The sequence below is a fragment of the Exiguobacterium sp. SH5S13 genome (assembly GCF_004337085.1).
In the GTDB taxonomy this organism is placed as follows: Bacteria; Bacillota; Bacilli; order Exiguobacteriales; family Exiguobacteriaceae; genus Exiguobacterium; species Exiguobacterium aurantiacum_A.
Genome location: NZ_SJUS01000001.1, coordinates 78,707 through 104,046 on the forward strand (window position 1 = coordinate 78,707; position 25,340 = coordinate 104,046).

Annotated in this window: 31 protein-coding genes; all 31 read right to left on the reverse strand. The window is 50.9% G+C overall.

Going from position 1 to position 25,340, the window contains the following annotated elements:
• Positions 1-22: 22 nt before the first annotated feature.
• Positions 23-1,273, reverse strand: a complete 1,251-nt coding sequence (gene rseP / locus EVJ30_RS00390; RefSeq protein WP_131456172.1) for an RIP metalloprotease RseP — start codon at positions 1,271-1,273, stop codon at positions 23-25.
• A 16-nt stretch (positions 1,274-1,289) separates the two neighbouring features.
• A complete protein-coding gene (gene dxr, locus EVJ30_RS00395) occupies positions 1,290-2,435 on the reverse strand; it encodes a 1-deoxy-D-xylulose-5-phosphate reductoisomerase (protein ID WP_131456174.1) in 1,146 nt (381 codons plus the stop codon).
• Between the two features lie 13 nt (positions 2,436-2,448).
• Complete coding sequence (locus EVJ30_RS00400) at positions 2,449-3,246, reverse strand: phosphatidate cytidylyltransferase (RefSeq protein ID WP_070327472.1); 798 nt, start codon at positions 3,244-3,246, stop codon at positions 2,449-2,451.
• Position 3,247: 1 nt separating this feature from the next.
• Positions 3,248-3,985 carry an undecaprenyl pyrophosphate synthase gene (locus tag EVJ30_RS00405; RefSeq protein WP_070327473.1) on the reverse strand — a complete coding sequence of 246 codons (738 nt, stop codon included), beginning with the start codon at positions 3,983-3,985 and terminating at the stop codon, positions 3,248-3,250.
• Between the two features lie 83 nt (positions 3,986-4,068).
• Entirely contained in the window at positions 4,069-4,629 is a 561-nt protein-coding gene (frr, locus tag EVJ30_RS00410; RefSeq protein ID WP_035385902.1) for a ribosome recycling factor, read from the reverse strand.
• Positions 4,626-5,351 carry a UMP kinase gene (gene pyrH / locus EVJ30_RS00415; RefSeq protein ID WP_071399619.1) on the reverse strand — a complete coding sequence of 242 codons (726 nt, stop codon included), beginning with the start codon at positions 5,349-5,351 and terminating at the stop codon, positions 4,626-4,628. Before pyrH ends, frr begins: the two co-directional genes overlap by 4 nt.
• A 109-nt stretch (positions 5,352-5,460) precedes the next feature.
• Entirely contained in the window at positions 5,461-6,342 is an 882-nt protein-coding gene (gene tsf / locus EVJ30_RS00420) for a translation elongation factor Ts (RefSeq protein WP_131456176.1), read from the reverse strand.
• Between the two features lie 120 nt (positions 6,343-6,462).
• A complete protein-coding gene (rpsB, locus tag EVJ30_RS00425; protein ID WP_021067146.1) occupies positions 6,463-7,203 on the reverse strand; it encodes a 30S ribosomal protein S2 in 741 nt (246 codons plus the stop codon).
• A 152-nt stretch (positions 7,204-7,355) separates the two neighbouring features.
• On the reverse strand, positions 7,356-7,715 hold the full coding sequence (locus EVJ30_RS00430) for a hypothetical protein (protein ID WP_131467765.1): 360 nt from the start codon (positions 7,713-7,715) through the stop codon (positions 7,356-7,358).
• Between the two features lie 12 nt (positions 7,716-7,727).
• Entirely contained in the window at positions 7,728-8,498 is a 771-nt protein-coding gene (locus EVJ30_RS00435) for a FliA/WhiG family RNA polymerase sigma factor (RefSeq protein WP_131456180.1), read from the reverse strand.
• A gap of 12 nt (positions 8,499-8,510) precedes the next feature.
• Positions 8,511-8,996, reverse strand: a complete 486-nt coding sequence (locus EVJ30_RS00440) for a chemotaxis protein CheD (protein WP_131467767.1) — start codon at positions 8,994-8,996, stop codon at positions 8,511-8,513.
• A complete protein-coding gene (locus tag EVJ30_RS00445) occupies positions 8,989-9,588 on the reverse strand; it encodes a chemotaxis protein CheC (RefSeq protein WP_070327478.1) in 600 nt (199 codons plus the stop codon). The genes EVJ30_RS00440 and EVJ30_RS00445 overlap by 8 nt, the downstream gene beginning before the upstream one ends.
• A complete protein-coding gene (locus tag EVJ30_RS00450; RefSeq protein WP_070327479.1) occupies positions 9,578-10,009 on the reverse strand; it encodes a chemotaxis protein CheW in 432 nt (143 codons plus the stop codon). The genes EVJ30_RS00445 and EVJ30_RS00450 overlap by 11 nt, the downstream gene beginning before the upstream one ends.
• Before the next feature lie 12 nt (positions 10,010-10,021).
• On the reverse strand, positions 10,022-12,004 hold the full coding sequence (locus EVJ30_RS00455; protein ID WP_131456183.1) for a chemotaxis protein CheA: 1,983 nt from the start codon (positions 12,002-12,004) through the stop codon (positions 10,022-10,024).
• Between the two features lie 19 nt (positions 12,005-12,023).
• On the reverse strand, positions 12,024-12,863 hold the full coding sequence (locus tag EVJ30_RS00460) for a MinD/ParA family protein (protein ID WP_070327481.1): 840 nt from the start codon (positions 12,861-12,863) through the stop codon (positions 12,024-12,026).
• Entirely contained in the window at positions 12,842-13,912 is a 1,071-nt protein-coding gene (locus EVJ30_RS00465) for a flagellar biosynthesis protein FlhF (RefSeq protein WP_131456185.1), read from the reverse strand. The genes EVJ30_RS00460 and EVJ30_RS00465 overlap by 22 nt, the downstream gene beginning before the upstream one ends.
• 1 nt (position 13,913) lies before the next feature.
• Positions 13,914-15,932 carry a flagellar biosynthesis protein FlhA gene (gene flhA, locus EVJ30_RS00470; protein WP_255417540.1) on the reverse strand — a complete coding sequence of 673 codons (2,019 nt, stop codon included), beginning with the start codon at positions 15,930-15,932 and terminating at the stop codon, positions 13,914-13,916.
• Positions 15,933-15,945: 13 nt separating this feature from the next.
• Positions 15,946-17,037 carry a flagellar biosynthesis protein FlhB gene (gene flhB / locus EVJ30_RS00475; RefSeq protein WP_071399611.1) on the reverse strand — a complete coding sequence of 364 codons (1,092 nt, stop codon included), beginning with the start codon at positions 17,035-17,037 and terminating at the stop codon, positions 15,946-15,948.
• Positions 17,034-17,804 (reverse strand): flagellar biosynthetic protein FliR, encoded by a 771-nt coding sequence (gene fliR / locus EVJ30_RS00480; RefSeq protein WP_131456187.1) that lies wholly within the window; start codon positions 17,802-17,804, stop codon positions 17,034-17,036. Before fliR ends, flhB begins: the two co-directional genes overlap by 4 nt.
• The gene (fliQ, locus tag EVJ30_RS00485) at positions 17,801-18,073 is read right to left on the reverse strand and encodes a flagellar biosynthesis protein FliQ (RefSeq protein WP_035385907.1); all 273 of its coding nucleotides are present in this window, start codon (positions 18,071-18,073) and stop codon (positions 17,801-17,803) included. The genes fliR and fliQ overlap by 4 nt, the downstream gene beginning before the upstream one ends.
• A gap of 11 nt (positions 18,074-18,084) precedes the next feature.
• The gene (gene fliP / locus EVJ30_RS00490; protein ID WP_016508219.1) at positions 18,085-18,750 is read right to left on the reverse strand and encodes a flagellar type III secretion system pore protein FliP; all 666 of its coding nucleotides are present in this window, start codon (positions 18,748-18,750) and stop codon (positions 18,085-18,087) included.
• Positions 18,747-19,241 carry a flagellar biosynthetic protein FliO gene (locus EVJ30_RS00495; RefSeq protein ID WP_236634000.1) on the reverse strand — a complete coding sequence of 165 codons (495 nt, stop codon included), beginning with the start codon at positions 19,239-19,241 and terminating at the stop codon, positions 18,747-18,749. The genes fliP and EVJ30_RS00495 overlap by 4 nt, the downstream gene beginning before the upstream one ends.
• Positions 19,238-19,603, reverse strand: a complete 366-nt coding sequence (locus tag EVJ30_RS00500) for a response regulator (protein WP_035385909.1) — start codon at positions 19,601-19,603, stop codon at positions 19,238-19,240. Before EVJ30_RS00500 ends, EVJ30_RS00495 begins: the two co-directional genes overlap by 4 nt.
• 12 nt (positions 19,604-19,615) lie before the next feature.
• Positions 19,616-20,725, reverse strand: a complete 1,110-nt coding sequence (fliY, locus tag EVJ30_RS00505; protein ID WP_131456189.1) for a flagellar motor switch phosphatase FliY — start codon at positions 20,723-20,725, stop codon at positions 19,616-19,618.
• Positions 20,722-21,711, reverse strand: a complete 990-nt coding sequence (gene fliM / locus EVJ30_RS00510) for a flagellar motor switch protein FliM (protein WP_070327489.1) — start codon at positions 21,709-21,711, stop codon at positions 20,722-20,724. Before fliM ends, fliY begins: the two co-directional genes overlap by 4 nt.
• A 9-nt stretch (positions 21,712-21,720) precedes the next feature.
• A complete protein-coding gene (locus EVJ30_RS00515) occupies positions 21,721-22,170 on the reverse strand; it encodes a flagellar basal body-associated FliL family protein (RefSeq protein ID WP_131456191.1) in 450 nt (149 codons plus the stop codon).
• Positions 22,163-22,381, reverse strand: coding sequence for a flagellar FlbD family protein (locus EVJ30_RS00520; protein WP_016508262.1), 219 nt, complete (start codon positions 22,379-22,381; stop codon positions 22,163-22,165). Before EVJ30_RS00520 ends, EVJ30_RS00515 begins: the two co-directional genes overlap by 8 nt.
• Entirely contained in the window at positions 22,381-23,250 is an 870-nt protein-coding gene (gene flgG / locus EVJ30_RS00525; RefSeq protein ID WP_131456193.1) for a flagellar basal body rod protein FlgG, read from the reverse strand. The genes EVJ30_RS00520 and flgG overlap by 1 nt, the downstream gene beginning before the upstream one ends.
• Before the next feature lie 12 nt (positions 23,251-23,262).
• On the reverse strand, positions 23,263-23,697 hold the full coding sequence (locus tag EVJ30_RS00530; RefSeq protein WP_070327492.1) for a flagellar hook capping FlgD N-terminal domain-containing protein: 435 nt from the start codon (positions 23,695-23,697) through the stop codon (positions 23,263-23,265).
• The gene (locus EVJ30_RS00535; RefSeq protein WP_236633999.1) at positions 23,669-24,751 is read right to left on the reverse strand and encodes a flagellar hook-length control protein FliK; all 1,083 of its coding nucleotides are present in this window, start codon (positions 24,749-24,751) and stop codon (positions 23,669-23,671) included. The genes EVJ30_RS00530 and EVJ30_RS00535 overlap by 29 nt, the downstream gene beginning before the upstream one ends.
• 22 nt (positions 24,752-24,773) lie before the next feature.
• Positions 24,774-25,340: a MotE family protein gene (locus tag EVJ30_RS00540; RefSeq protein ID WP_131456197.1), complete on the reverse strand. Its 567-nt coding sequence runs from the start codon at positions 25,338-25,340 to the stop codon at positions 24,774-24,776.

A 25,340-nucleotide genomic window follows, 5' to 3' on the forward strand; every position in this document is an offset into this window, starting at 1 on the left:
CGTTTCCCTTCTCTAACACAGTCTATTTAAAAAATGATTGGATATCGTTCCAAGTGACGATGAGCATGAGCAGCATAAGCAGGGCAAATCCGATAAAGTGGACGAACCCTTCTTTTTTTGGATCGATCGGTCGACCACGCACTGCCTCGAACAACAAGAAGATGAGTCGTCCCCCGTCAAGCGCCGGAAGTGGCAACAAGTTGAAGATCGCCAAGTTGACGGATAACAGTGCCGTCCAGTTGAGCAACATGACGAAACCGCTCGCCGCCACTTCGTCGGTCATGCGGACAATCCCGACCGGACCTGCGAGTTGATCGACTCCGACTTGGCCGGTCACTAAATCACCGACCGCAGAGAAAATCAATGTCGACATCGTCCACGTCGTCTCAGCTCCTGTTGTGAACGCTTTTGTCGGTGATCGCTCGAGCGCATTTGTCACGCCAAGGATACCGACCGTCTCGCCATTTTGTTCGACTGCTTGAGGTGTGAGCGTTACCGTTTGTTCCTCACCCGCCCGAATATAGGTCACCTCGGTCGGTGTATCGGCACGATCGGCCAAGACCGTTCGAAGATCGAGCCAGTTATCAATCGTCTCACCCTCGATCGAGACGATTTCGTCTCCGGTGACGAGCCCGGCTTGATCAGCCGCCGAATCCGGTTGTACTGTCCCGATTTGTCCGTCGTCTGTCGGTGTGCCTTGCACGAGACCGACAATAACGAGCAAGACGAAGGCAAGGACGAAGTTCATGGCCGGACCGGCTGCGATCGCGAGCACCCGTTTCCAAACTGATTGCGCTCCGAACGTGCGGTCGTACGGTGCGATTTGAATCTCCATACCTTGATCGACGAGAAGCGTATCGCGCTCGAGTGTGTACACCCGCACTTCTTCGTCGACGAGCAATTGAATCTTCAATTCACGGATCGAATCGAACTTGTCGACCGTTCCGACGACGTGTACATCCGTCGCTTGGTCCGGTTGGAAATAGACGCGGTCGACTGTGCCCGCGCTCGTTAACCGGAGCCCGACTTGTTGACCGGCCTTCACTTCGATCGGCTCGAAATCCTCACCCGCCATCTTGACGTAACCACCGATCGGCAATAAGCGAATTGTATAGAGCGTCTCATTCTTTCTGAACGAAAAGATTTTCGGTCCAAACCCGATTGCAAATTCGTGACAGAGAATCCCTGCCCGTTTCGCCATGACGAGGTGTCCCCATTCATGAACTGAAATGAGCACCCCAAACATCAAAACGATGGCGATAAAAGTTTGCATGATCTATTCCCCACCTTCACTTTCGTTGCTGAATTTGTTCACGAACCGATTGATCGACTTGAAGGATCTGCTCAAGCGTCGGTTCTACAATGACTGTATGTGCATCCATCGCTTGCGCGACGATCGATTCAATCTCGACGAACGCAATCTTTCCGTTCAAGAACAAATCGACAGCCGTTTCGTTAGCCGCATTCAACACGGTCGGCATTGAACCTCCTTGACGACCTGCTTCATACGCTAGTCGAAGAGCCGGATAGCGATCGAAATCGGCTTCCGCAAAATGGAGCGTCCCGATTTCTCTCAAGTTTAACCGCTTGTTCCCTTCGATTTCAAGCCGTTTCGGGGTAGAGAGCGCATAGAGGATTGGTCCCCGCATATCGGGGTTTCCGAGTTGCGCCATGACTGCGGCGTCTTTAAACTCGACCATCGAGTGAATGATCGACTCCCGATGGAGCACCACTTCAATATCATTATAATCGATATCGAACAACCAGTGCGCTTCGATGACTTCGAGCCCTTTGTTGAACATCGTCGCCGAATCGATCGTGATTTTTGCACCCATCGACCAGTTCGGATGATTGAGCGCTTCTTCGACGGTCACGTTCGCTAATTCAGCGCGTGTCCGATCGCGGAAACTTCCGCCTGAGGCCGTCAAAATGATTTTTGAAACGTCCTCACGACGCTCTCCGTTCAGGCATTGGTAGATGGCCGAGTGTTCACTGTCGACCGGAAGCAAACTGACGCCGTGCTCTTTGACGGCGGCCATGACGAGATGTCCGGCTGTGACGAGCGTTTCTTTGTTCGCCAAGGCGATATCTTTACCGGCTTTAATAGCGGCAAGCGTCGGCTCTAAGCCGACTGCCCCGACGACGGCCGTCACGACCACATTGGCCCGCTCAGCGGTCGCACATTCGATCAACCCTTCGAGTCCGATAAAAAAGAGTGGTTCGTATGTAAGGCGTGGCTTGAGCTGTTCGAGTACCTCGATCGTTTTGGCTGATACGTATTTCGGGCGAAGGCGGTTGATCCATTCCTCGGCTACCTCGACGTTCGTTCCGAACGCGTACGCCTCAAGTTCAAACAAGTCGGGGTGCTGCTCGATCACATCGCACGTCTGTACGCCGATCGAACCAGTCGCCCCGATTAAGCTGATTCGCTTCATCTTGACACTCCTTTTACAACAAATTGAAAATCCAAATGACGGTGAATACCGCGATCATACTATCAAATCGGTCTAAAATGCCACCATGTCCCGGTAATAGATGTCCAGAATCTTTTACGCCAAACTGACGTTTGTACGCTGATTGTACCAAATCACCGAGCTGGCCGACGACAGAAACGACAACCGCTAAGACGAGCACTTCGACGAGCGGTAGGACCGGTTCAATCAAGACATAGACGACACCGACGACGACAGCTGAAACAATACCGCCGACAGCTCCTTCGATCGTCTTGTTCGGACTGATCGAGGGCCATAGTTTCGTCTTGCCGATCGCTTTCCCCGTGAAATACGCACCCGAATCGGTCGCCCAAATGATAAATAAGACGAGCAATACTTTCGCCAGCCCGTCTTCAGACAGACGGACGAGGGCAAAGCTTGAAAACCCGATGACGAGATAAACAGCCGAGACGAAATAAAAACTCGCATCTTCATATGTGAAACGGTTTTTCGTGACGACCGTCCAAAAGAGAAGCAGCATTAACCCGAGCACCATCCATTGACTCGTCGAAATCGGAAGTTCACTCGTCAACAACTGCCGTTCTAAGAGCATCATGACGAACGGGAACGCTACGAGCAACGATGTCACGAGGAACGGGAACGCTGTCAGCTTATGCTCACGCATCATCGTAAACTCGCTCAAACCGATCAAAGCGAGCACGCCCATCAAGATGACGAACGGGCTGCCGCCAAGGGCGATCAAGCTGACAAAGATGGCGCCGGCCCAAAGTCCGGTAATAATTCGTGTTTTCATATTACACTCCACCAAACCGACGCGTACGTGTATTGTACGCTTCGATTGCTTCGACGAAGTGCTCACGTTTGAACTCGGGCCACAATACGTCTGTGAAGTGGAGTTCGGCATACGCCCCTTGCCAGAGCAGGAAGTTCGATAACCGTTGTTCACCGCTCGTCCGAATGATCAAATCGACATCTTGCATATTCGTCATGAGCCGCTCTCCGATCATCGACTCGTCGATCTCATCTGGATTGATGTGTCCGGCCGACACGTCGCGCGCAATGTCACGCATCGCTTGGATGAGTTCGTCACGGCCGCCATAGTTCAACGCGAAGACGAGGTCTAACCCCGTGTTTGTCGCGGTACGCGTCCGCGCTTCCTCGACCGCCTCGCGTGTTCCGCGCGGCAGTTTCGACACGTCACCGGCAACGAGCACTCTGACGTTTTGTTCGTCGAGTTCTTTTAAGTCGGTCTCTAAAAATTGCTTCGGCAACTTCATCAAAAAATTGACTTCTTCTTCTGGACGCGTCCAGTTTTCGGTCGAGAACGCGTAAAGCGTCAGCGACTTGATGCCGAGCTCTTGAGCCGTCCGGACTGATTCACGGACCGATTTCATCCCTTCCCGGTGACCCATGATGCGCGGGAGCCCGCGTTTCTTCGCCCAACGGCCGTTTCCGTCCATGATGATGGCGACATGTTCGGGGATGCTCAATTCCGCCTCAGTCTTCGTTTTAGGATTCACCCATTTAAACATAGTCTATCCTCCTGATTGTATGAAAGAGGGACCCTTTCAGTAAAAGGGTCCCCACACAGCTTTTTGGTATACCACTTCCGTGATTATACTTCCATGATCTCTTTTTCTTTGACCGCTGCAGACTCATCAATCTTTTTGATGTAAGAATCCGTTAACGTTTGAACGTCGTCCGCGTAACCACGGAGGTCGTCTTCTGTCAAATCTCCATCTTTTTCAAGCTTCTTCAAGTTCTCGTTCGCGTCACGACGAACGTTACGAACCGCAACTTTCGCTTCTTCCGCATACTTCTTCGTGATTTTAACGAGTTCTTTCCGGCGCTCTTCCGTCAAGGCAGGGATTGCTAAACGGATGACTGTCCCGTCCGAAGATGGCGACAGACCGAGATCCGCTCTTTGAATCGCTTTCTCGACTTCCGTTACGAGCGACTTGTCCCAAGGTTGGATCAACAAAAGACGAGCTTCTGGCGTGTTGATGTTCGCTACTTGGTTGAGCGGTGTTGGCACACCGTAGTAGTCGACTTGGACCGGGTCCAAAATCGATGCACTGGCGCGTCCGGTGCGGAGCGTCCCAAAATCACGTTTTAATGATGTATGGGCTTTAACCATCTTTTCTTCAGCCGTTTTCATAACTTCGTTTGCACTCATGAATTGATTCCTCCCACTACCGTCCCGATATGTTCCCCGAGAACGACACGTTTGATATTTCCTTCTTCAAGCAATGAGAATACAATCAGCGGAATATGGTTGTCCATGCATAGTGACGTCGCTGTCGAGTCCATGACTTGGAGACCGTCTTTTAAAACGTCCAAGTATGTGAGTGACTCGTATTTGACCGCATCCGGGACAAGTTTCGGGTCTGCCGAGTAGACGCCGTCGACGTTGTTTTTCCCCATTAAGATGACATCAGCTTCGATCTCGGCTGCCCGGAGCGCTGCTGTCGTATCTGTCGAGAAGTATGGGTTACCCGTCCCTGCTGCAAAGATGACGACCCGGCCTTTTTCAAGGTGGCGCATCGCCCGGCGGCGGATATACGGTTCAGCAACTTGACGCATTTCGATTGATGTTTGGACGCGGGTTTGGACACCGTGTGTTTCGAGGCTGTCTTGAAGTGCAAGCGAGTTAAGTACAGTTGCGAGCATGCCCATGTAATCGGCATTGGCCCGGTCCATACCGAGTTCGCTTCCCGTCTTTCCGCGCCAGATGTTTCCGGCACCTACGACGACCGCTACTTCGACGCCCATGGCGACTAACTCTTTAATCTGTCCAGAAATCGAGTTGACGATTGCCGGATCGATTCCGTATCCTTGATCTCCTGCGAGCGCTTCTCCACTCAATTTTAACACAATTCTCTTATATTTCGGTTCCATACTTTGCCTCCTCATGCTTGAAAAAAGGGAACACGCTCCCTTAACGAACTAACTCAAGGTTATACAGACGTGTTCCCAATTTTAATTGCATCATCATATATGACGCAGATTATTTTTTAAGTTGGTTCATTACTTCTTCAGCAAAGTTTTCTTCGCGTTTTTCCATACCTTCTCCAACTTCGAAACGTACGAACGAGTTGATACGGCCGCCTTTAGACTCTACGTATTTTCCAACTTTGAAGTCAGCGTCTTTGACGAACGTTTGGTCGACGAGGCAGATTTCTTCGAAGTACTTGTTCATGCGTCCCGCGATCATCTTCTCGACGATGTTAGCAGGTTTGCCTTCGTTGATCGCTTGTTCAGTCAAGACTTTCTTCTCGCGCTCTGCTTCTTCAGCCGAAACTTCGTCACGTGTCGCGTAAAGTGGGTTAGCTGCTGCTACGTGCATCGCTACGTCTTTCGCTACTGACTCATCTGTCGTGCCGTCGATGACGACGACCGAACCGATGCGTCCGCCCATGTGAAGGTAAGTGCCGAATACAGCGTCGTCCGCTTTTTCAAGAACAGCGATGCGACGGAGCGAGATTTTCTCTCCGATTGTCGATGCTTCTTCTTGAATGTGTGTTTCGAGTGTTTTACCAGCCACGAATTCAGAAGCGTGAGCTGCTTCGACTGTCGTCGCGCCTGAAGCGAGAACCGCTTTCGCCACGTCGCTGACGAGTGTTTGGAACTTCTCGTTTTTAGAAACGAAGTCCGTCTCTGAGTTGACTTCGACGAGAGCAGCTTTGTTGCCTTCAACCGCTACTGCTGTCAAGCCTTCAGCTGCGATACGATCGCCTTTAGCTGCTGCTTTAGCAATCCCTTTTTCACGTAGGAAGTCGATTGCCGCTTGCATGTCACCGTCTGTTTCCACGAGTGCTTTTTTGCAATCGAGCATACCTGCTCCTGTTTTTTCACGAAGTTCTTTTACCATTGCTGCTGTAACTGCCATCGGAAATTCCTCCTTGTAAAACTTACATTTTTTTAAAATAAAAGCACTAGGCTTCGAATAGACTATGTCCTAAAAAAAGGTGATAAAAGGCTTTCCCTTTATCACCTGTTGTCTAACTGATTACTCAGCTTCTGTAGCTTCAGCTTCTGGAGCTACAGCTTCTTCAGCAACTTCTTCTTCGCCTTGCTTCGCTTCGATGATCGCATCAGCCATCTTAGAAGTGAGCAATTTAACCGCACGAATTGCATCGTCGTTCGCTGGGATAACGTAGTCGATTTCATCTGGGTCACAGTTTGTATCGACAATCGCAACGATTGGGATGTTCAATTTGTGAGCTTCTGCAATCGCGATCCGCTCTTTGCGTGGGTCAACGATGAAGAGAGCGTCAGGAACGCCTGGCATATCTTTGATTCCGCCGAGGAACTTCTCAAGACGTGTCATTTCTTTTTTCAAGATGATGACTTCTTTTTTAGGAAGTACTTCGAACGTGCCGTCAGCTTCCATTTTCTCAAGTTGCTTCAAGCGGTTAATACGCTTTTTGATTGTTGAGAAGTTTGTGAGTGTTCCACCCAACCAACGCTCATTGATGAAGTACATACCTGAACGGAGTGCTTCTTCTTTGATTGTATCTTGAGCTTGTTTTTTCGTACCTACGAAGAGGACGTTTCCGCCTTCTGCCGCGAGTTCACGAACGAAGTTGTAAGCTTCGTCTACTTTTTTAACCGTCTTTTGAAGGTCGATGATGTAGATTCCGTTACGCTCCGTGAAGATGTATTTCGCCATTTTTGGGTTCCAACGACGTGTCTGGTGACCGAAGTGTACACCAGCTTCGAGCAATTGCTTCATTGAGATTACTGCCATGATAAATTTCCTCCTTGTGGTTTAAAAAAGTCCTCCGCCTCGTTCATCGTTGTACTCCGACCTTTCGGCACCGAGGAATACCATCCCGAGACGTGTGTGATGTGTTTAACACCGAAAATTACTATAGCATAAGTCTTCAAATCCGGCAACTCTCACTTTTGTCGAAGTTTCGCATAAAGCGCCACTTCGCCTTCCCCTTTTCCGAGGAGACGTGCCGTGTCACGGACTGAATGACGGAGCAACACCTCTTCGACGCTCGGGTTAACCGCACCGTCTTCAGACGTTTCAGTTTCCATCTCGGCGATTTCAGTCGAGGTCGGTTTTGGCGATTCGGCCGCATCGTTTTTCACAACATCGCTCATCGATTCCATGAATGACAAGAGCAACGCCTCTGTCTCGCGTTTCTCGCTTTCGAGCCGATTGACGCGTTCGTTCAATGTTTGGATCTGCCGGAACCCGATCAACAGACCATAGGCAATCACGATCCCCGCGATCAGCAACACAAAAGTCATCCCTTCACCTCCTCACGATGTCTTTTCTTCTAGATACGAGCGGCCTAGTGCCTGTTTGAGTGTCTTTAACGCTTTCGAATGAATCTGTGAGATGCGGGAAGTCGATAATTCTAACACTTCCCCAATCTCCGTCAACGTCAACTCGTCAAAATAAAATAGCGAGACGACAAGACGTTCTTTTTCAGACAGTTGATCGATCTCGGTCGTCAGCACGTCGACTAACTCGCGTTGCAACAACGTGTCTTCCGGTTTTTCCGAATCGGGGTCAAAATACGTGACCGACATGACTTTCCCTTCTTCTTGGAGCGTCACCGCCTCGTCAATCGACAACATGTTCGCGAAATACCCTTCCGCCATCGCCTTTTCGATATCAGCGATCGGAAGCGCGCACGCGTCGGCCAATTCTTCTTTCGTCGGGGCACGGTGCAGCTTTTGCTCGAGTTGTTCGGCGACATGGTCAATCTTCTTCACGCGCTCCCGTACCGAGCGCGGCAGCCAATCGATTTTTCGAAGTCCGTCGATAATCGCGCCCCGAATCCGAAACGCCGCATACGTATCGAATTTATTATTATGTTCCGGATCATATTTCATGAGGGCATCGTACAATCCCATGTAACCCAAACTTTTCAATTCGTCGCGTTCGACGCTCTTTGGGAGCGTCACGATCATTCGTTGCACGTGATAATGGATCAGAAATTCATAATGTGATAATAATTCATTTGCCGTATCCATATCGCGGTCAGTATTCCAACGATCCCACAACTGGGTAAGCTGAGTCGTCATGTCGATCCCCCCTTATAGTTCTTTTGTTCCGATACTCACTGTCCGAATCGATAAGACGCATGTTGCCACGTCAAATTCAATCGTTCGTCCGTTATGCCCACCACAATCCTCAGCGATTAGCGGGATGTGATGTGCTTTTAAAGCGATGCGGATTGCTTCGGCATTTCGTTCCCCGATGCGCATCGCCGCGTTCTCATATTTGAATTGAAACATTTGGGCCCCACCGGCCATCTTGGCTTGCAGACGTCCTGCCCCGGCCCGTTTGAGCGACTCGACGAGCGCGTCAATTGCCGTATCCGCATATTTCCCGACTTCGATCGTCTGGTGTTTCCTTGCGATCGCCGAATCTGGAAGCATGACGTGCGCCATCGCCGCCACTTGCAGCCGGGCATCATACAAGATGACACCGACGCATGAGCCGAGTCCCGCCGTGCGGAGCCGGTTCGGTGCTGTCGTTTGCTTCCACTCGGCAATCCCGATTTTAAGAACTTCAGCCATGGCCAAGCAACCTTCGTTGAATCCGATCTAGCGAGCCGTGCGTCGGTAAGAAGAGCACATGCCCGGCACTCACCTTCTCGTCAATCATGAACGTCGTGTCGATATAGAGCGCGGCATCTTCTTCCGGTTGAACGGACGTGACGACAAATTCGACGATCGATCCGGCCATATCAATCGCGGTCGCCGGCACTTGAATCATGATCGGCGTATTGAGCCAGTCGCCTAACGCTCGCGCGTAGGCCCCGCTCATAATGTTACCGATCTCTTCCCACGCCGATTGACCGAGCTCGTTGTTCGATTGGAACGTGAACGGTGAGCCGATCAGCGAAGCCACCATACTCTCCGCATCATCCACCGGGAACATGATCAGGATCATGCCACTGATCTCGCCTCCAAGCTCTAACAGGACAGAGGCCACATGGCGCTCCGGACCGCCGACGCGGTCCGGTAAATACGTGATCGGTTCCATTTCGGCAGACGATACCGTGATGTTGACCGGCTTGGCGAGCAGTGTCGAGAGCGCGGTCGCCGCATGACCAGACCCGATATTCCCGAGTTCTTTTAACAAATCTTGTTCAAATTCACTCAGCATGTTGGTCCTCGAACAACGCGTTCGCATCGAGAAGCGAGAACAGCTTGTCCTCACCTTTGGCGATCGCCGTCAAGTGTGCCGAGTGCATCTCGTGGCTCGAATCCGGAATCGGTTCGATCCGGACTTCATCGCTCTCGACGACTTCGTTGGCACGATCGACGATAAAACCAGCATCGCCTTGATTCAAAGAAGCGATCAAAATCCGTGTCTCGTCTGTCGGTGCGATTTCTTCATAACCGAGGCGAAGCCTGAGGTCGATGACCGGCGTGACCACACCACGGAGGTTGATGACGCCCTTCACGTGTGCTGGTGCGTTCGGCACCCGGGTGACAGGTTGTAACCGTTCAATCGAACGGACTGATTGGACATCGATTCCGTACGTGTTCGATGCGAGTGAAAACACTACCCATTTTTGTTCCATCTTTCTTCCTCCTTAAAAGAGATCGTTGCTGTCTACGATGAGAGCGACCCGTCCATCTCCGAGAATCGTTGCCCCCGAAATAGCCGGAATACCTTCGAGATACGTCCCGAGCGGCTTCATGACAATCTCTTGTTGACCAATCAAGTCGTTCACGACGACTCCGACGAGTTTATTTCCTTTACGCACGACGACGACCGGGAACTGTGATTTTGTTTCCGAATCGATTCCGAAAATTTCTTTTAAATAAACGAGCGGGACGAGTTGTCCGCGGAAATCGAAGACACGTTCACGATGGGCCGTCAGGATGTTGGCTTCATCGAGCAATGTCGTCTCGAGAATCGATGACAATGGGATGGCATACGTCTCATCGCCCGCTTGGACGAGCATCGCCGAGATGATTGATAACGTGAGCGGTAGGCTGACTTGGAACTTGGTCCCTTGTCCGACCACTGTCTCGAGCGTGACCACACCACCGAGTGACTCGATTTTATTTTTGACGACGTCGAGTCCGACGCCACGACCTGACAAGTCTGTGACAACGTCTGCCGTTGAGAAGCCCGGTGCAAAGATGAGCATCGCGAGCTCGTTGTCCGTCATCGCCGCCGCTTCTTCAGTCGTGATGACACCACGTTCGAGCGCTTTCGACCGGACTTTATCGACATTGATTCCCGCTCCATCATCTTCGATCTCGATGAAGACACGGTTACCGCCATGGTAAGCACGGAGGGCGAGTCGCCCTTGTTGCGGTTTGCCGGCTTGGACGCGTTTGTCAGGAAGCTCGATGCCATGATCGATCGCGTTGCGAATCAAGTGGACGAGCGGATCGCCGATCTCATCGATTACGGTCCGGTCGAGTTCCGTGTCAGCTCCTGAGATATCGAGTTGAACTTTTTTATGAATGTCTTTCGCGACCGAGCGGACCATCCGTGGGAACCGGTTGAACACTTGCTCGATTGGCATCATCCGTAACGTCAACACGAGTGATTGCAGTTCGTTCGTGCCCCGTTTGATTTTCTCGACCGTCTCGTTTAGTTCAGGCTGTCCAACCTCGTCGGCAAGGCGTTCGAGTCGGCCGCGGTCGATGATGAATTCTTCAAACAAGTTCATGAGACGATCGATCCGTTCTAAATTGACACGAATCGTCTTCGCTTGAGCGACAGCTTGTTCTTTCGGTTCTTCTGCTTCTTGCGCTTTCGGTTTTATTTCTTGCACCGCTACCGTTTCTGCACTCACAGCAATTTCCGGCTCGCTCTCGCTCTCGCTCACGCCCGTAAATACCGAGACGTGGACTGTTTCAACTTCCGACACTTGCGAGACGGCGTGTTCGATGACTGCAGCCGTCTCTTGTGACAAGAACAAGACGTCAAACGACAAGTCGAACTGTTCTTGCTCAATCGCTTCCGTCTCCGGATGGGTCCGAACGACTTCACCGAGCTCTTGGAGACGATCAAACACCATGTAAGCCCGGGCTGCTTTTAAGACGACGGCATCCGATAACTTCACATGGAGTTGGAACGCCTCAAAACCGGTCTGTTTCGCTTGTTCGATGACCGAATCCGCATACAAGTCGACAGTAAACACCGACGATTCTTCCGCCGCAGCGACCGTTTGTTCTTTACTCCCGATAAACGACTGGAATGCCGAAACCGTCGCTTTGACGTCGACGTTCGTGCCGGTTCCACCCGTCTCGATGTCGGCAATCATCGCTTCAATTTGTTCCATTGCGGTAAACATCGTATCAAGCAACAATTGGTTGCTCTCTTTTTTGCCTGACCGGACAAGGTCAAGGGCGCTCTCCATTTCGTGTGTCAAGTTGGCCACGCTTTCGTACCCCATCGTCGCCGACATCCCTTTGAGCGTATGGGCCGAACGGAAAATCTCTTGAACCGCTTCAGCGCTAGCCGTCTGCTCAAATTTCATCAACTGTGTGTTGACCGATTGGATATGCTCTTGCGACTCATCCAAAAACAACCCTAAGTATTCGTTCACGTCCATCTATATTGCCTCCCTGTCGTTAGACTCGCTTCCACTGTTGCCGCAAATTCCCAATCAACCGATCCATGAAGTGCCGTGGCTTCGGTGGTGTACCGGTAAGCGTTGTCAAAATACGCTCAAGCCGCCAGCTAATATCACTCTTTCGGTCAAATTGGTAAAACGGGACTTGGGCGATGACCGCTTTCCTTACAGAAGCGTCATCTGGTAAAAAACCAAGGAACCGAATCGGTTTATTCAAAAACTGTCGGCATGCGACTTCCATACGTTCGTAACACTGGAGCGCTTCTTCCCCCGACTGCGCCCGATTGACAATGACCCCGATCGGTAAATCCGGACTTTGACGATGCACGAGTTTCGTGTACGCGTAACCATCCATCAGCGATGTCGGTTCTGGGGTCAGGATGAGAAACATCTCGTCACATCCTTCAATGAATCGTAACGATGTGTCCGTTGCTCCTGCTCCCATGTCAAACAGTACGTAATCATAAGTCGTCAGCACTTCAAGTTCACGCATTAAAAACTGCATGTCTGCTTCTGAGAATTGAACTAATGTGTCAAGTCCACTTCCCCCATGTAATATATCGACACCGTGCACGTCTTTCTGAACCGAAGACGCAAGCGGAGTCCGAGTTTTCACAGAATCGACCATCGTTTTAGACTGCGCCGCATTCAAAAGAATGTGCACGTTCGCCATCCCGATGTCGAGATCGACGATCAAGACACGCTTTCCGAGTTCGACGAGCCCGATTGCGGTATTCACGCAGACGTTCGTCTTGCCGACGCCGCCTTTTCCGCTCGCGAACGCGATTGTCGTTGGCGCGACATCCGTCTTCGCTCTTAAACGCCTTGCTTGGTCCATCGTGTCCACCCTTCCTTCTCAAGCATCTTTTGCGTCAAGATGTCTGGGTCGCCGGCGACCATATCGTCCGGCACTTCCTGGCCGTCTGTCAGCCAAGCGACGGGGAGTCCGCTCTCGCGCACCATCCGATACATCGCGTGGATATCACTCGTCTCATCCGATTTCGTGAAGATGAGCGACCGGAGCGGCAATTTTTCAAACTGTCGGTAAATCAAATCCATGTCTTTCATCTTCGACGTCAGACTGAGCACGAGTGACAAGCTCGTCTCCGAGAAGTCGTGATGGTTATGAAACTGTTCGACGTACGCCTCATCGCGGAAATTGCGTCCGGCCGTATCGATCAAGACGATATCTTTTCTTGCAAACAGTTGTTTCGCCCGTTTAAAGTCGTCAAAGTCATAGGCGACCTCGACGGGGATATTTAAAATCTCGGCGTATGTCTTCAGCTGTTCGATCGCTGCGATCCGGTACGTGTCGGTCGTAATCAAACCGACCGACATCCCTTGGTCGAGCTTATAGTGAGCGGCAAGCTTCGCGAGCGTCGTCGTCTTGCCGACACCGGTCGGACCGACGAGCATGATGTAGCGCAACGCATCCGGGACTGGTAAAAAGGAACTGCGGATCTGGTCATAGACGTATTGCTCGACGACCTCTAGCGATTTAGTCGTATAGTACAGTTCGTTGATTCTCTCTTCCCACGATTCATTCGTGAACGACTCAGACGCTAAGAGCGACTCGATATGGGTCAGCCCCGCCGGCAAACGCCTCTTTTCAGGAACAGGCGTCACCAGTTGTGGAGTGGGTGTAGGTGCAGGAACCGGCTTCGCCTTTGCTTGTTTCGGCTGCAGTTTCGGCTCGGTTCGAGGCTTGACCGTTAGCGGCGCTTTCTCGAGTGCGGCAATCACTTCAACTTCTTGTGAAGCGAACAACCCAAACCATCCTTTCTTGACTTGGCGAGAATTTAAGATGACAGCCTCGTCGCCGAGCTCTTGTTTCACTTTCGCCATCACTTCGGACATCGTCTTGCCTGTATATTTTTTAATTTGCATATTAAATCACCCCAATACTTTTCACTTCGAGCGAGCTGAGCAATTCGTTATACGCAAGGACCGGAACGTCAGGATAGTACCGTTCGAGCAGTTGTCTCACGAATATCCGAATCGTCGGCGAGCAAAGAATGACGGCCGAAGCCCCGTAGCGTTCAAACATCGACAGTTGTTCGCCAGAGCGCTCGATGATTTCGCGCGCTTGCTCCGGATCGAGCGCCAAATAGTTGCCGAACTCGGTTTTTTGGACAGCGTCTTGAATCAGTTGCTCGGTCTGCCCACCGAGTGTGACAACGTAGAGTGGACCGTCCGGCGGGCTGACTTGGTCAGTCAACTGACGGGCGAGTCCTTGACGACAGTATTCGCCTAATATATCAGCGTCTTTCGTCACTTTCCCATAATCGGCCATCGTCTCAAACAGGAGCGGCAAGTTGCGAATCGAGACGTGCTCTTTCAATAGATGACGAAGTACTTTTTGGATATCTCCGATTGAGAGCACGGATGGGGTCACATCTTCGACGAGCACCGGATGTGTCTCTTTCAAATGCTCGACGAGCTGTTTCGTCTCTTCCCGTCCGAGTAAGTCGGACGCATGTTTCTTGAGCGTCTCCGTTAAATGCGTGGCGACGACTGAAGGTGGGTCGACGACGGTGTAACCGCTCATCTCAGCCCGCGTCCGCGTCTCTTCATCGATCCAGAGAGCGGGCAATCCGAAAGCCGGTTCCGTCGTTTCGATCCCGTACACTTCAGGGTCTTCAATTCCAGGACTCATCGCCAAGTAGTGATCGAGTAATAACTCACCTTCTGCAACAACATTGCCTTTCACTTTGATCCGGTAAGCGTTCGGTGACAGTTGCAGGTGGTCACGAATCCGGACCGTCGGTAAGATGAACCCGAGTTCGAGTGCGAGTTGACGGCGGATCATGACGACACGGTCGAGCAGATCGCCGCCTTGCGATTCATCCGCGAGTGGGATCAGCCCGTAGCCGAACTCGAACTCGATCGCATCGATTTGCAGGAGCGAGACGACGGTCTCGGTCGGTGCCGCTGGTTCCTCATCCGGTAGCGGTTCAGCAATCGCTTGCTTCAGGCTGCGGCGCATCGAGTACGCCCCGAAGAATGTCGCACCCGCGATGAGCGTCGTCACCGGAAGTAAACTTGGTGACACGAAACCTAGCAAGAAGATGACCGTGCCCGCGATATAGAGCAACGTCGGATTTTGACCGAGCTGGTCGACCACGTCTTCCCCGAGATTGCCGTCCGAGACGGCACGGGTGACGATGATCCCGGTCGCCGTCGAAATGAGGAGGGCCGGAATCTGACTGACGAGCCCATCCCCGATTGTCATAAGCGAGAACGTCGTAAACGACTCACCGACAGGTAATCCCATTTGGACAACGCCGATGATGATACCGAAAATCAAGTTGATGACGACGATAATGATTCCGGCAATGGCGTCACCTTTTACGAATTTCGAGGCCCCGTCCATCGAACCATAAAAATCAGCCTCGCTTTGAATCTTTTTACGACGGATTTGGGCGTCTTTGTCATCGATCAACCCGGAGTTCAAATCGGCATCGATTGCCATTTGTTTCCCCGGCATCGCGTCGAGTGTGAATCGAGCCGAGACTTCAGATACCCGTTCGGCACCTTTCGTGATGACGACGAATTGGATGATGACGAGAATGAGGAATACGACAAATCCGACGAGAACGTTTCCGCCGATGACGAAGTTCCCGAACGTCGCAATGACTTCCCCACCATATCCGGTCGAGAGGATCGAACGGGTCGTTGACACGTTCAACCCTAGCCGGAACAGCGTGATGATCAGCAAGAGGGACGGAAAGACAGAGAAATCAAGCGCTTCCCGGGCGTTCATCGCCACGAGTAAAATCATGAGGGCGATCAATATATTTATAATGATAAGAAAATCTAGTAAGAACCCCGGTAACGGGATGACCAGCATGACGACGATCATAAGAACGCCAATCAATACTGCGAAATCTTTAGCTTTTACAGCCAACGCATACTCCTCCTCAAGACGGTTGTTTCAGTTGATAGACGAACGCCAGCACTTCGGCGATCGCCTGATAAAACGACTCGTCGACGACTTCTCCGATGTCTAGCTGCGCATAGAGCGCACGGGCCAGTGGTTTATTTTCCACGATCGGGATATCGTGCTCTTTTGCGACGTCACGAATATTGAAAGCGACTTGGTCGACCCCTTTGGCGACGACGAGCGGCGCAAAGTCTTTCGTATCGTCATAACGGATGACGACAGCGAAATGGGTCGGGTTAGTGATGACGACGTCCGCGTTCGGAATCTCTTGCATCATGCGCCGCATCGCCATCTCCCGTTGTTGTTGTTTGATTTTCGACTTGATGAGCGGGTCGCCTTCACTGTTCTTATACTCGTCTTTAATGTCTTGTTTCGACATGCGGATCGACTTTTCAAAGTCGAACCGTTGATAAAAGAAGTCGAGCAGTGCGAGCGCGAGCAACGCGACGCTGACCCAAAGCCCGAGTTCGATCGTGATTGCAGCGAGTGCGACGACCGATTCACGAACATGTTCGACGGCCATGCGTGACAATTCTTTTTGGTTTTGCCAAAGTATAGCGACCGCAGTCGTCAGGATAATCAATAATTTGAATAAGGACTTTAAAAATTCGACGACTGCTTTCATGCTGATGATGCGCTTGACCCCTTTGAGCGGGTCAATCCGCTCTAACTTTGGTTGAATCGCCTCTGTTGAGAACAGTGAACCGATTTGGAAATAGTTGATTAAAATACCGAACACGACCGCAACGATCAAGAACGGTGCTAAAATGATCCCGGCGCGAATGACCAAATCAATCATCATCCCGGACATGCCTTCTGATAAGTCGTACAGCAAATACGTTGGACCGAGCAGCTCTTTCGTCAGGCCAAACAACTGCTGACCGACATAAGGTCCGAGAAAAGATAACATGAGGAACATCGCGAACAAGGCGAACGCTCCGGTCAGATCGGCTGATTTCGCAACTTGTCCTTTTTTACGCGAGTCTTCTCGTTTTCGAGGTGTTGCTTTTTCCGTTTTTTCTCCTGCAAAAAACTGAAGATCGACCGATAAAGAGTATAGAGGCTTCATTGAGCGTCTCCTAACAACGTCATAAAATCACGTAATATTTCTTGCAACACCGGGATGAATTGGCTGATCCCATTCAACGTCAACCCCATCATCATGACCATCACGGAAAACCCGGCGATCAATTTGAACGAGAACCCGATGGCAAAAATGTTGAACTGCGGGGCCGATTTTGCTAAGAAGCCTAGCGCCAAGTCGACGAGAAGCAACGATGCCATGAGTGGGAACGCGAGTTGCAACGCGACCATCATCGTCATCGTTACGACCTTCACGGCCATCATGAGCGATGCTTCGCTAAAGTTGATCATCGGCTGACCAGGCGGATAAATTTGAAAGCTGTAATAGATACCGTCGATCAACAGTAAGTGCAAATTACTTGATAGCATGATGAACAGCGTAAAGATGTAATAAAATCGTCCGATCAACGGCGACTGTCCGCCAAACATCGGGTCATACGCTGACGCCATCGCCAGACCGAGCTGCAAATCGATGATTCCCCCGGCAATCTGTGGGGCAAAAAATAAGATGTTGATCAAAATGCCGAGCAGAAGTCCAATCAGCACTTCGTACAGCACTTGAACAATGAATGCTTGTCCGAGTTCAAGCGGCTCCGTTACCGTGAACATCGCATAATAAGCTAAAAAGGCGCTAAACGCGACACGGTGCATGACCGGAAGCTGCTTTGAAGAAAATAAAGGCACACTTACGAAAAATCCGGACAGACGAGCAAACGTCAATCCATATAAACTAATGAAATCGACCGCATTCATTTCGAGGCGACCTCGACCATCAGTTCAAAGATCATCCGCGTAAATCCTTCCATCTGTTGCAGCATCCACGGGGCGAAAACGACGAGCCCGATAAAGACCGCGACTAGCTTTGGAACGAACGATAATGTTTGTTCTTGAATTTGAGTCGTCGCCTGTAAAATCGAGATGACGAGTCCGACGACGAGGGCGATCAAAAGAAGTGGCATCGCAATCTTTAATAACGTCCATACACTCTCTGTCGCCAAATAGATGACCATTTCATGCGTCATAATCGTTCCTCCTACATACTTCTAAGCAATGATTCCACGATTAAGTGCCATCCATCCACTAATACAAACAACAACAATTTGAACGGCAGAGCGATCATGACCGGTGGAAGCATCATCATCCCCATCGACATGAGCACACTCGCCACGACCATATCAATGATCAAAAAAGGCAAGAAAATCATAAAGCCGATTTGAAACGCCGTCTTGAGCTCACTGATGGCGTAAGCTGGTACCATCGCGAGCAAAGGAACGTCTTCGACCGACTCCGGTTGCTCATAATTCCCGTATTTGATAAACAGTTGCAAATCTTCCTGTCGCGTATACTTTGCCATGAATCGTTTCATCGTGTTACCGGCTTCCTCGAACGCCTCATCTTGACTGATCTCGTCGTCCATATATGGAGACAACGCCTTGTCGTTTAAATCAGATAAGACCGGAGACATGACGAACAGCGTGATGAACAAGGCGAGTCCGATGATCAATTGGTTCGGCGGTGTCTGTTGTGTCCCTAAGGCTGGCCGAATGAACGACAGGACGACGACGACACGTGTAAAACAAGTCATCAAAATCAAGAATGACGGCGCCAGCGTGAGCAGTGTCAATACGACCAACAATTTAATCGAAGTCGACGTGCTGTCCGGCGTTTCTAAATTGATCAGTTGTTCAATCGTCGTCATTGCTTCTTCCTCACTTCTTCAATCTGTGACAGTTGTTGCTTGAACGTATCTAAGAACGTTGATGTATTCGAAGCGTTCAGTGAAGGTGCGTCATACGCTGCTTCATCGATCGATTCCGCGTCGATTCGATCAATCAATTGAATCGATTCACCGACACCGAGCACGTATACTTGCTCCCCTAGCTTGACGAGCTGCACCGAGCGGTCTTTCCCAAGCGGTACTCCGCCGAGATGTTTCATATGTTGCGCCGTCTTCACACCTTGCGTCCGTGCGTTTAACCAACGCATCAAGACGAGGAATCCTCCAATTACGACAACTAAACTCAAGACGACCTTGACCAACGTCCCGACCGTCGAGACGGTCGTAGGGACAGATTGATCTTTGGCTTCAGGCTGCTGTTGTTCGAACTGTTTATCCACGGTGGCGGCCTCGACCGTGGCCGGCATAGACAGCCCGACCACGAGCAGGAAAATCAACCACCACTTGTTCATTGCGCGACCGTTTTCGAAACTGCCTCGACGACACGTTCCGCGTTGAACGGTTTCACGATGAAGTCTTTCGCCCCCGCTTGGATCGCATCGATGACCATCGCCTGTTGTCCCATCGCCGAACACATGATGACTTTGGCGTTCGAATCGAACCCGCGAATTTCTTTCAATGCCGCCAGGCCGTCCATTTCTGGCATCGTGATGTCGAGAGTGACGAGATCTGGCGTGAGTTCACGGTATTTTGCGACCGCGTCAATACCGTTCTCTGCCTCGCCGACCACTTCAAACCCGTTCTTCGTTAAAATGTCTTTAATCATCATGCGCATGAACGCCGCATCATCTACCACCAAAATTTTTGCACTCATTATTCTTCCTCCTTAAACGATTCCAATCCGCTCATGCGGTTGGATGATTTCTGTTACACGTACCCCGAAGTTCTCTTCGATGACGACGACTTCGCCGCGGGCAATGCGTTGTTGGTTCACATAAATATCGACAGGTTCCCCCGCCAATTTATCAAGTTCAATGATCGATCCTTGCGACAGTTCGAGCACTTCTCGCACCGACCGTTTCGTCCGACCGAGTTCGACCGTCACGTTGAGCGGCACATCATACAGTAAACCTAGGTTTGCCGGCACCGAATCGTTTGACGTCGGGGCGTGGAGTGGCATGAACTCGGCTTGGCTAACCGCCACTTCCGGGGCTGACGTTTTTTCAGTGCGTGCCGGAGCAGGTGCCTGCGCTTTCGCTGGTGTGACCGCCGCTTGAACTTTCGGTTGCTCTTGTTTAGGCGCGGCCGGGGCTGACGTCGTAGCTGCGATCAGTTCGTTCACCAGTTGTTTCCCGAATTGAATCGGGGCAATTTGAACAATTTTTGAATCAATCAACGTACCGACTTTCAAATTGAACTCGATCAGTACCATCGTCTCCCAAAGCTCAAGCCGGTCAATGATCGTTTGATTTTTCGTCGCATCGAACACTTCGACGAGCGGCGGCGAAATATCAATCTTTTTAGAGAACACGGTCGAGAGCGATGTGGCCGCAGCCCCCATCATTTGGTTCATCGCTTCTTGAACGGCCGACAACCGAATCTCATCGAGCCCGTCCGGATCGACACCGATTCCGGTCCCGCCGAGCATCAAATCAGAAATGATGGCCGCATCTTCACGAGTCAAGACGAGGACGTTCTCCCCTTTCAACCCTTCGGTGTAACCGACCCGAAGCGCCACGTGAGGTGTCGGATAACGCTCTCTGAGCTCATCGATCGTCACTTCACTGACGACCGGGGTCGTGATTTCTACTTTTTGTTGCAGTAACGTCGACAGCGCCGTCGCGGAATTTCCGAACGAGATATTTCCAATCTCTCCAAGGGCGTCGCTTTCCATCGAGTCGAGATGTTCTTCGCTCTCGTCTACCGGTTTTGGCGAACTGTCGCTCGTTCCTCGTAATAACGCGTCAATTTCATCTTGTGACAACATCTCACTCATTGCTCTTCCTCCTTCACCCGGTGAAGCACTTGGACCGCCATCCGCTTCCCACTCACACCGACTTGCCCTCTGAACACTTTATTTTCCCCTACTAGGACGGATAGCGGGTCTTTCACTAGTTGATCGAGCGTCAAACAGTCACCGATTTCTAAATGCAACAAGTCACCGAACGTGATTGTCGTCTCCCCGAGTAGGGACACGACCTCTACCGTCGAATTCATCAATTGGGCTTTGAGCGGTTCTTGACTGTTCCCGCTCGCATTGCGGCGGTTCGCCTCCTGCATCCAATAATGACTCGATAGTTTCGATAGCACCGGCTCGATCGTCACGAACGGCAAGCAGACGTTAATCGTCCCGCTCACTTCTCCGATCGTGACCCCGATCGAAATGAGCACGACCGTCTCGTTTGGTGACACGAGTTGAAGGAACTGTGGGTTCACTTCAACGGCCGTCATTTCGGACTTGATCTCGGCAATCGACTCCCACGCTTCCCCGTAACCGGCAAAAGCTCGTTTATATAGCTGGGTCAAGATTCGCATCTCGATTTCAGTGAAGCTTTCGACTTTTTCAATCTCGACGCCAGGTCCCCCGAGCAGTCGATCCAACATCGCGTAAGAGATGTTCGGATTGACTTCGATGATGAACCGACCGTTAAGCGGGGGCGCCTCGATCAAGTTGATCATCGTCATACTCGGAATCGAATGAATGAACTCATCGTATGGAAGCTGTTCGACTGAATTGACCGTAAACTGGACATACGTCCGAAGTTGGGCCGAGAAAAATGTCGTCAGCATCCGTGTGAAATGTTCATGGATCCGGGTCAAGCTACGAATTTGATCTTTAGAGAAACGGACGGCCCGTTTAAAGTCATACTGCCGTACTTTTCGTTCTTCTTCTTGATTCAAAAAGGAATCGGCTTCGACATCTCCACTGCTTAGCGCTGATAACAGGGCATCAATTTCTTGTTGAGACAGTACTTCTCCCATGATGCCACCTCACTGTATAATTTTCTTCGTCATATAGACGCGCTGGACCTCACCTTTTTCCAGCAGTCCGTTTAATTGCGCTCGAAGGGATTGCTCGAACTTCTGCATATCTTCCTTCGTCGTGAGCTGTGCCTTCGTCATCCCGGCCAAATCGCCGAGAATGACGTTATGGACTTGGAACTTACGAAGTTCAAGATCTTCTTTCGTCTCAGGCGCATCGGTCACAATCGTGAATTGGACGTTGATGAACCGTTCGTCTTGAATATTCGTCGTCATATCCTCGGTCGTGAAGCTGCGCTCGGCGAGTTCTTCTGCCGTCACAGGTTTCGTTTTAGCCGTCACGTTGTCGCCGAATACATATTTATAAGTCATAAACCCAGCGCCCCCCATGACGAGCAGGACGACGAGCAGGATGAGCACCATTTTCATGGCGCCTCCTTTTGGTTTTTCTTCACTCATCTTCTTCACCTCTTGTGACTGTCGTTCCCATCAAACCGATCGAGCCGTAAAACGCCGTCGTCCGATCGATGATTTGATCTTTCGTCTCTGTGACGATATACGTCTTGCCGTTATACAAATGAATGATCGTGTCAGGTTCGGCCTTGACCGTCTCGATGAACAAGGCGTTCAAGACAAATTCCTCACCCCGCAATGTCGTGACGCGTATCATCAGCGTTTCAAGTTGACGAGTTCTTGTAAAATCTCGTCTGACGTTGTGATGATCCGTGTGTTCGCTTGGAATCCACGTTGCGCGATAATCATTTCGGTGAACTCTTCAGACAAGTCGACGTTCGACATCTCGAGGGCGCCTGAGACGAGTTCACCACGTCCGTTGTCACCTGAAGCACCAATCGTCGGATCTCCTGAGTTTTGCGATTGTAGGTAGTTATTTGCCCCAACTTTTGACAGCCCGGCGTTGTTCGGGAAGTTGGCGGTGACAATATATCCAGCAGTTTGTAAAGCGCCTGCCGCGTCGACGTAGCTGACTTGGCCGTCTTTTCCGATTGAAAGTGACCGAGCATCAGTCGGAACTTTGATTTTCCCGTAAGTTGCTGCACCTGGTGTGACATCAGGGATATTTCCAACAAGGTTAGGGGCTGCTAGATTCCCATTTGCTTTATCACCTGTCCCAAGCAAGTAAGTTCCGTCACCCGTTACCAAGTTTCCTTGGTTATCCGTGTAAAAGTTACCGGCGCGCGTATACTGCGCTTGTCCGTTGACCATCGTCACGAAGAATCCTTCACCGGAGATCCCGACGTCGAGCGCTCTCCCTGAGTTTTGCATCGCGCCTTGGTTATAGACGTTGTCGACGGTCGCCATCGTGCCCCCGAGTCCGATTTCTTTCGGGTTGATCCCGCCGGCCGTGTTGCCGTTCCCGCCTGCAGCACTACCGACTTGTTGGCTGACGAGGTCTTTGAACGTGACGCGGCCTTTTTTATACCCGAACGTGTTGACGTTGGCGATGTTGTTACCGACGACATCAAGCTTTGACTGGAAGTTCTTTAATCCACTGATTCCTGAGTACATTGCTCTTAACATGATGAATCCCCCTTATGCTTGTTTGATGGACGTAATATTGTAGACGCTTACCGAGCTACCGTCTTCGAGATCGGCCATGTACCCTGACTCATCCGTTCTTGAAATCGAGACGACACGTCCCGATCCTTTGATCGTCTCCGTTTCAGTCTCCGTTTTATGGTCGACCGTCTTGCCGATCATATTGCTGAACTCGGAAATTGAAGACATGTGGCGATCGACGAGTACTGAATCAAGTTGCTTTGAAATCGTCTGCATTTGTTCGAGTGATGAAAATTGAGCCATTTGTGAGATGAACTCACGATCTTCCATCGGTGACATCGGATCTTGGTTCGCGAGCTGGGCCATCAATAGCTTTAAGAACATGTCCTTATCGTATTGGTTCTTCGCTTTAGGCAGCGATTGATCGGGTAACGTATAATCATTCGTCTTCGGTTGGATGGTCGTCATCGTCGGGTTCCCCTTTCGGTTGTTCCTGTTGTTCTGGTTCAGGTTGGTCTGACTCGCTAAACGTCGATGATTTCGCTTCGAGCGCTTGTTGCGTCAAACTCACTTCGACCCGGATATGCTGCGACAACGGTTGGAGCGTCTGTTGCAGTTGTTGCATTTGTGACTGGAGCAACTGTTTCGCTTCTTGGTTGCTCGCGAACAGCTTGACGACGAGTTCACCGTTATGGCGCTCGAGTTTGACGACGAGTTCGCCTAGCTGTTCCGGGTATAGTCGAACGGTGAACACTTTCGATCCGTCGGCCCCGCTTCGGAACGGTGCTCTTTGAAGAGCAGCCTCGATCCGGGCTTGGAGGTTCTCCGGAAGCGACCCTTTAGACGCGTACATGACCGTTTCTGAGTCGATCTGTGGTCGTGACCACGTCATGCCTTTCGGCAACCAGTCGACGTTTTCTTTTCCAGCTTGTGGTAATACATTCGCCGGCGTTTCAGTTTGATAAGGGAGGGGAATATGTTTTGAAGTCTGGGTTAAACTCCCTTTAAATTGCGAAACGATTTGCTGGATAACTTGGACGTTCTCGTTTACGGTTGGCTGGTTTTGTTTTCCGGCCAACGCCTCGCGTTCCGTCTTTCCTAACATCATCGCGCCCGGTAAAATCGTTTGGGCGGCAGCTAACGTGGTTACGACGTCTGACGAGACCGTTTCCTCGATTGTTCCTGTGCCTGCACCTGCTTGGGCGATGATGCCGATATAGGCGTCCATGAACTTACGATAGGCGTCTTGTGGCAAAGACTTTAACCACTCTAAGCTATCGGGTTGTTGTAACCATTGTTCAAGCTGGCTCGACAAGTTCTCGAGCGGAAGGGCGCTATCTGTCAGAATTGCCGCGCTCGGTGCGAGTGTCGTCGGCGCAGCTTCCAACTCAGCCAACGCTTCCGTTGAGGCGCCAAGCATCGATGAAAGCAGGTCTAAAAACTGTCCGGTCGGGGTAGATCCTGTCTCCCCGCCTTTCGCTGTCGTTCCTTGGACCGCTTGAGCAAATAAGGCGATATTCATCATCTCTTCCTCCTTTCACGTTTCATTGGAGCAATTGCGTGACGACGGCAGCCTGTTGTGCATCCATCCGTCCCAATATGTCGGCCTGTTGTTTCGGCGACAGTTCTTTTAAGATCGTCGCCACTTGCGGGCTATCGAGTTCGTTCATGATCGCGGCCGCTTGTTTGGCGGACATTTCTTCATAGACGCGAGACACGTTCGACGTGTCTTCCTCCACTTCTGCTTCCGCAGTGGCTCCGAGTTCAGACACGAGTCGGTCCCGCTCTTTGATCAAGTCCGAGACTTCTTTTTGTCTCGCTTTCACTTCATTCGTCAATTCGACGTTTTCCGTGCGCAGTTTTTCAATCTCAGCGTTCGCGACTTTTAATCGATTCGTCGTGTCCGCGTCAATGCCGGTGACATTGACTTTTGTTTCAACTGTCTCATCTTTGTCTGCCTGTTCGCGCGTTTCTATGAACGGCACCGATAATAGCGGCCGGTCCATCGCATAGTTCATGACGACGATTCCGCCGACGAGTAAAAAGATTGCCGGGACGAGGACAAGAGCGACCAAGAGCTGTCTACCTCGCTTATTGTTCTCTTTTTCCAT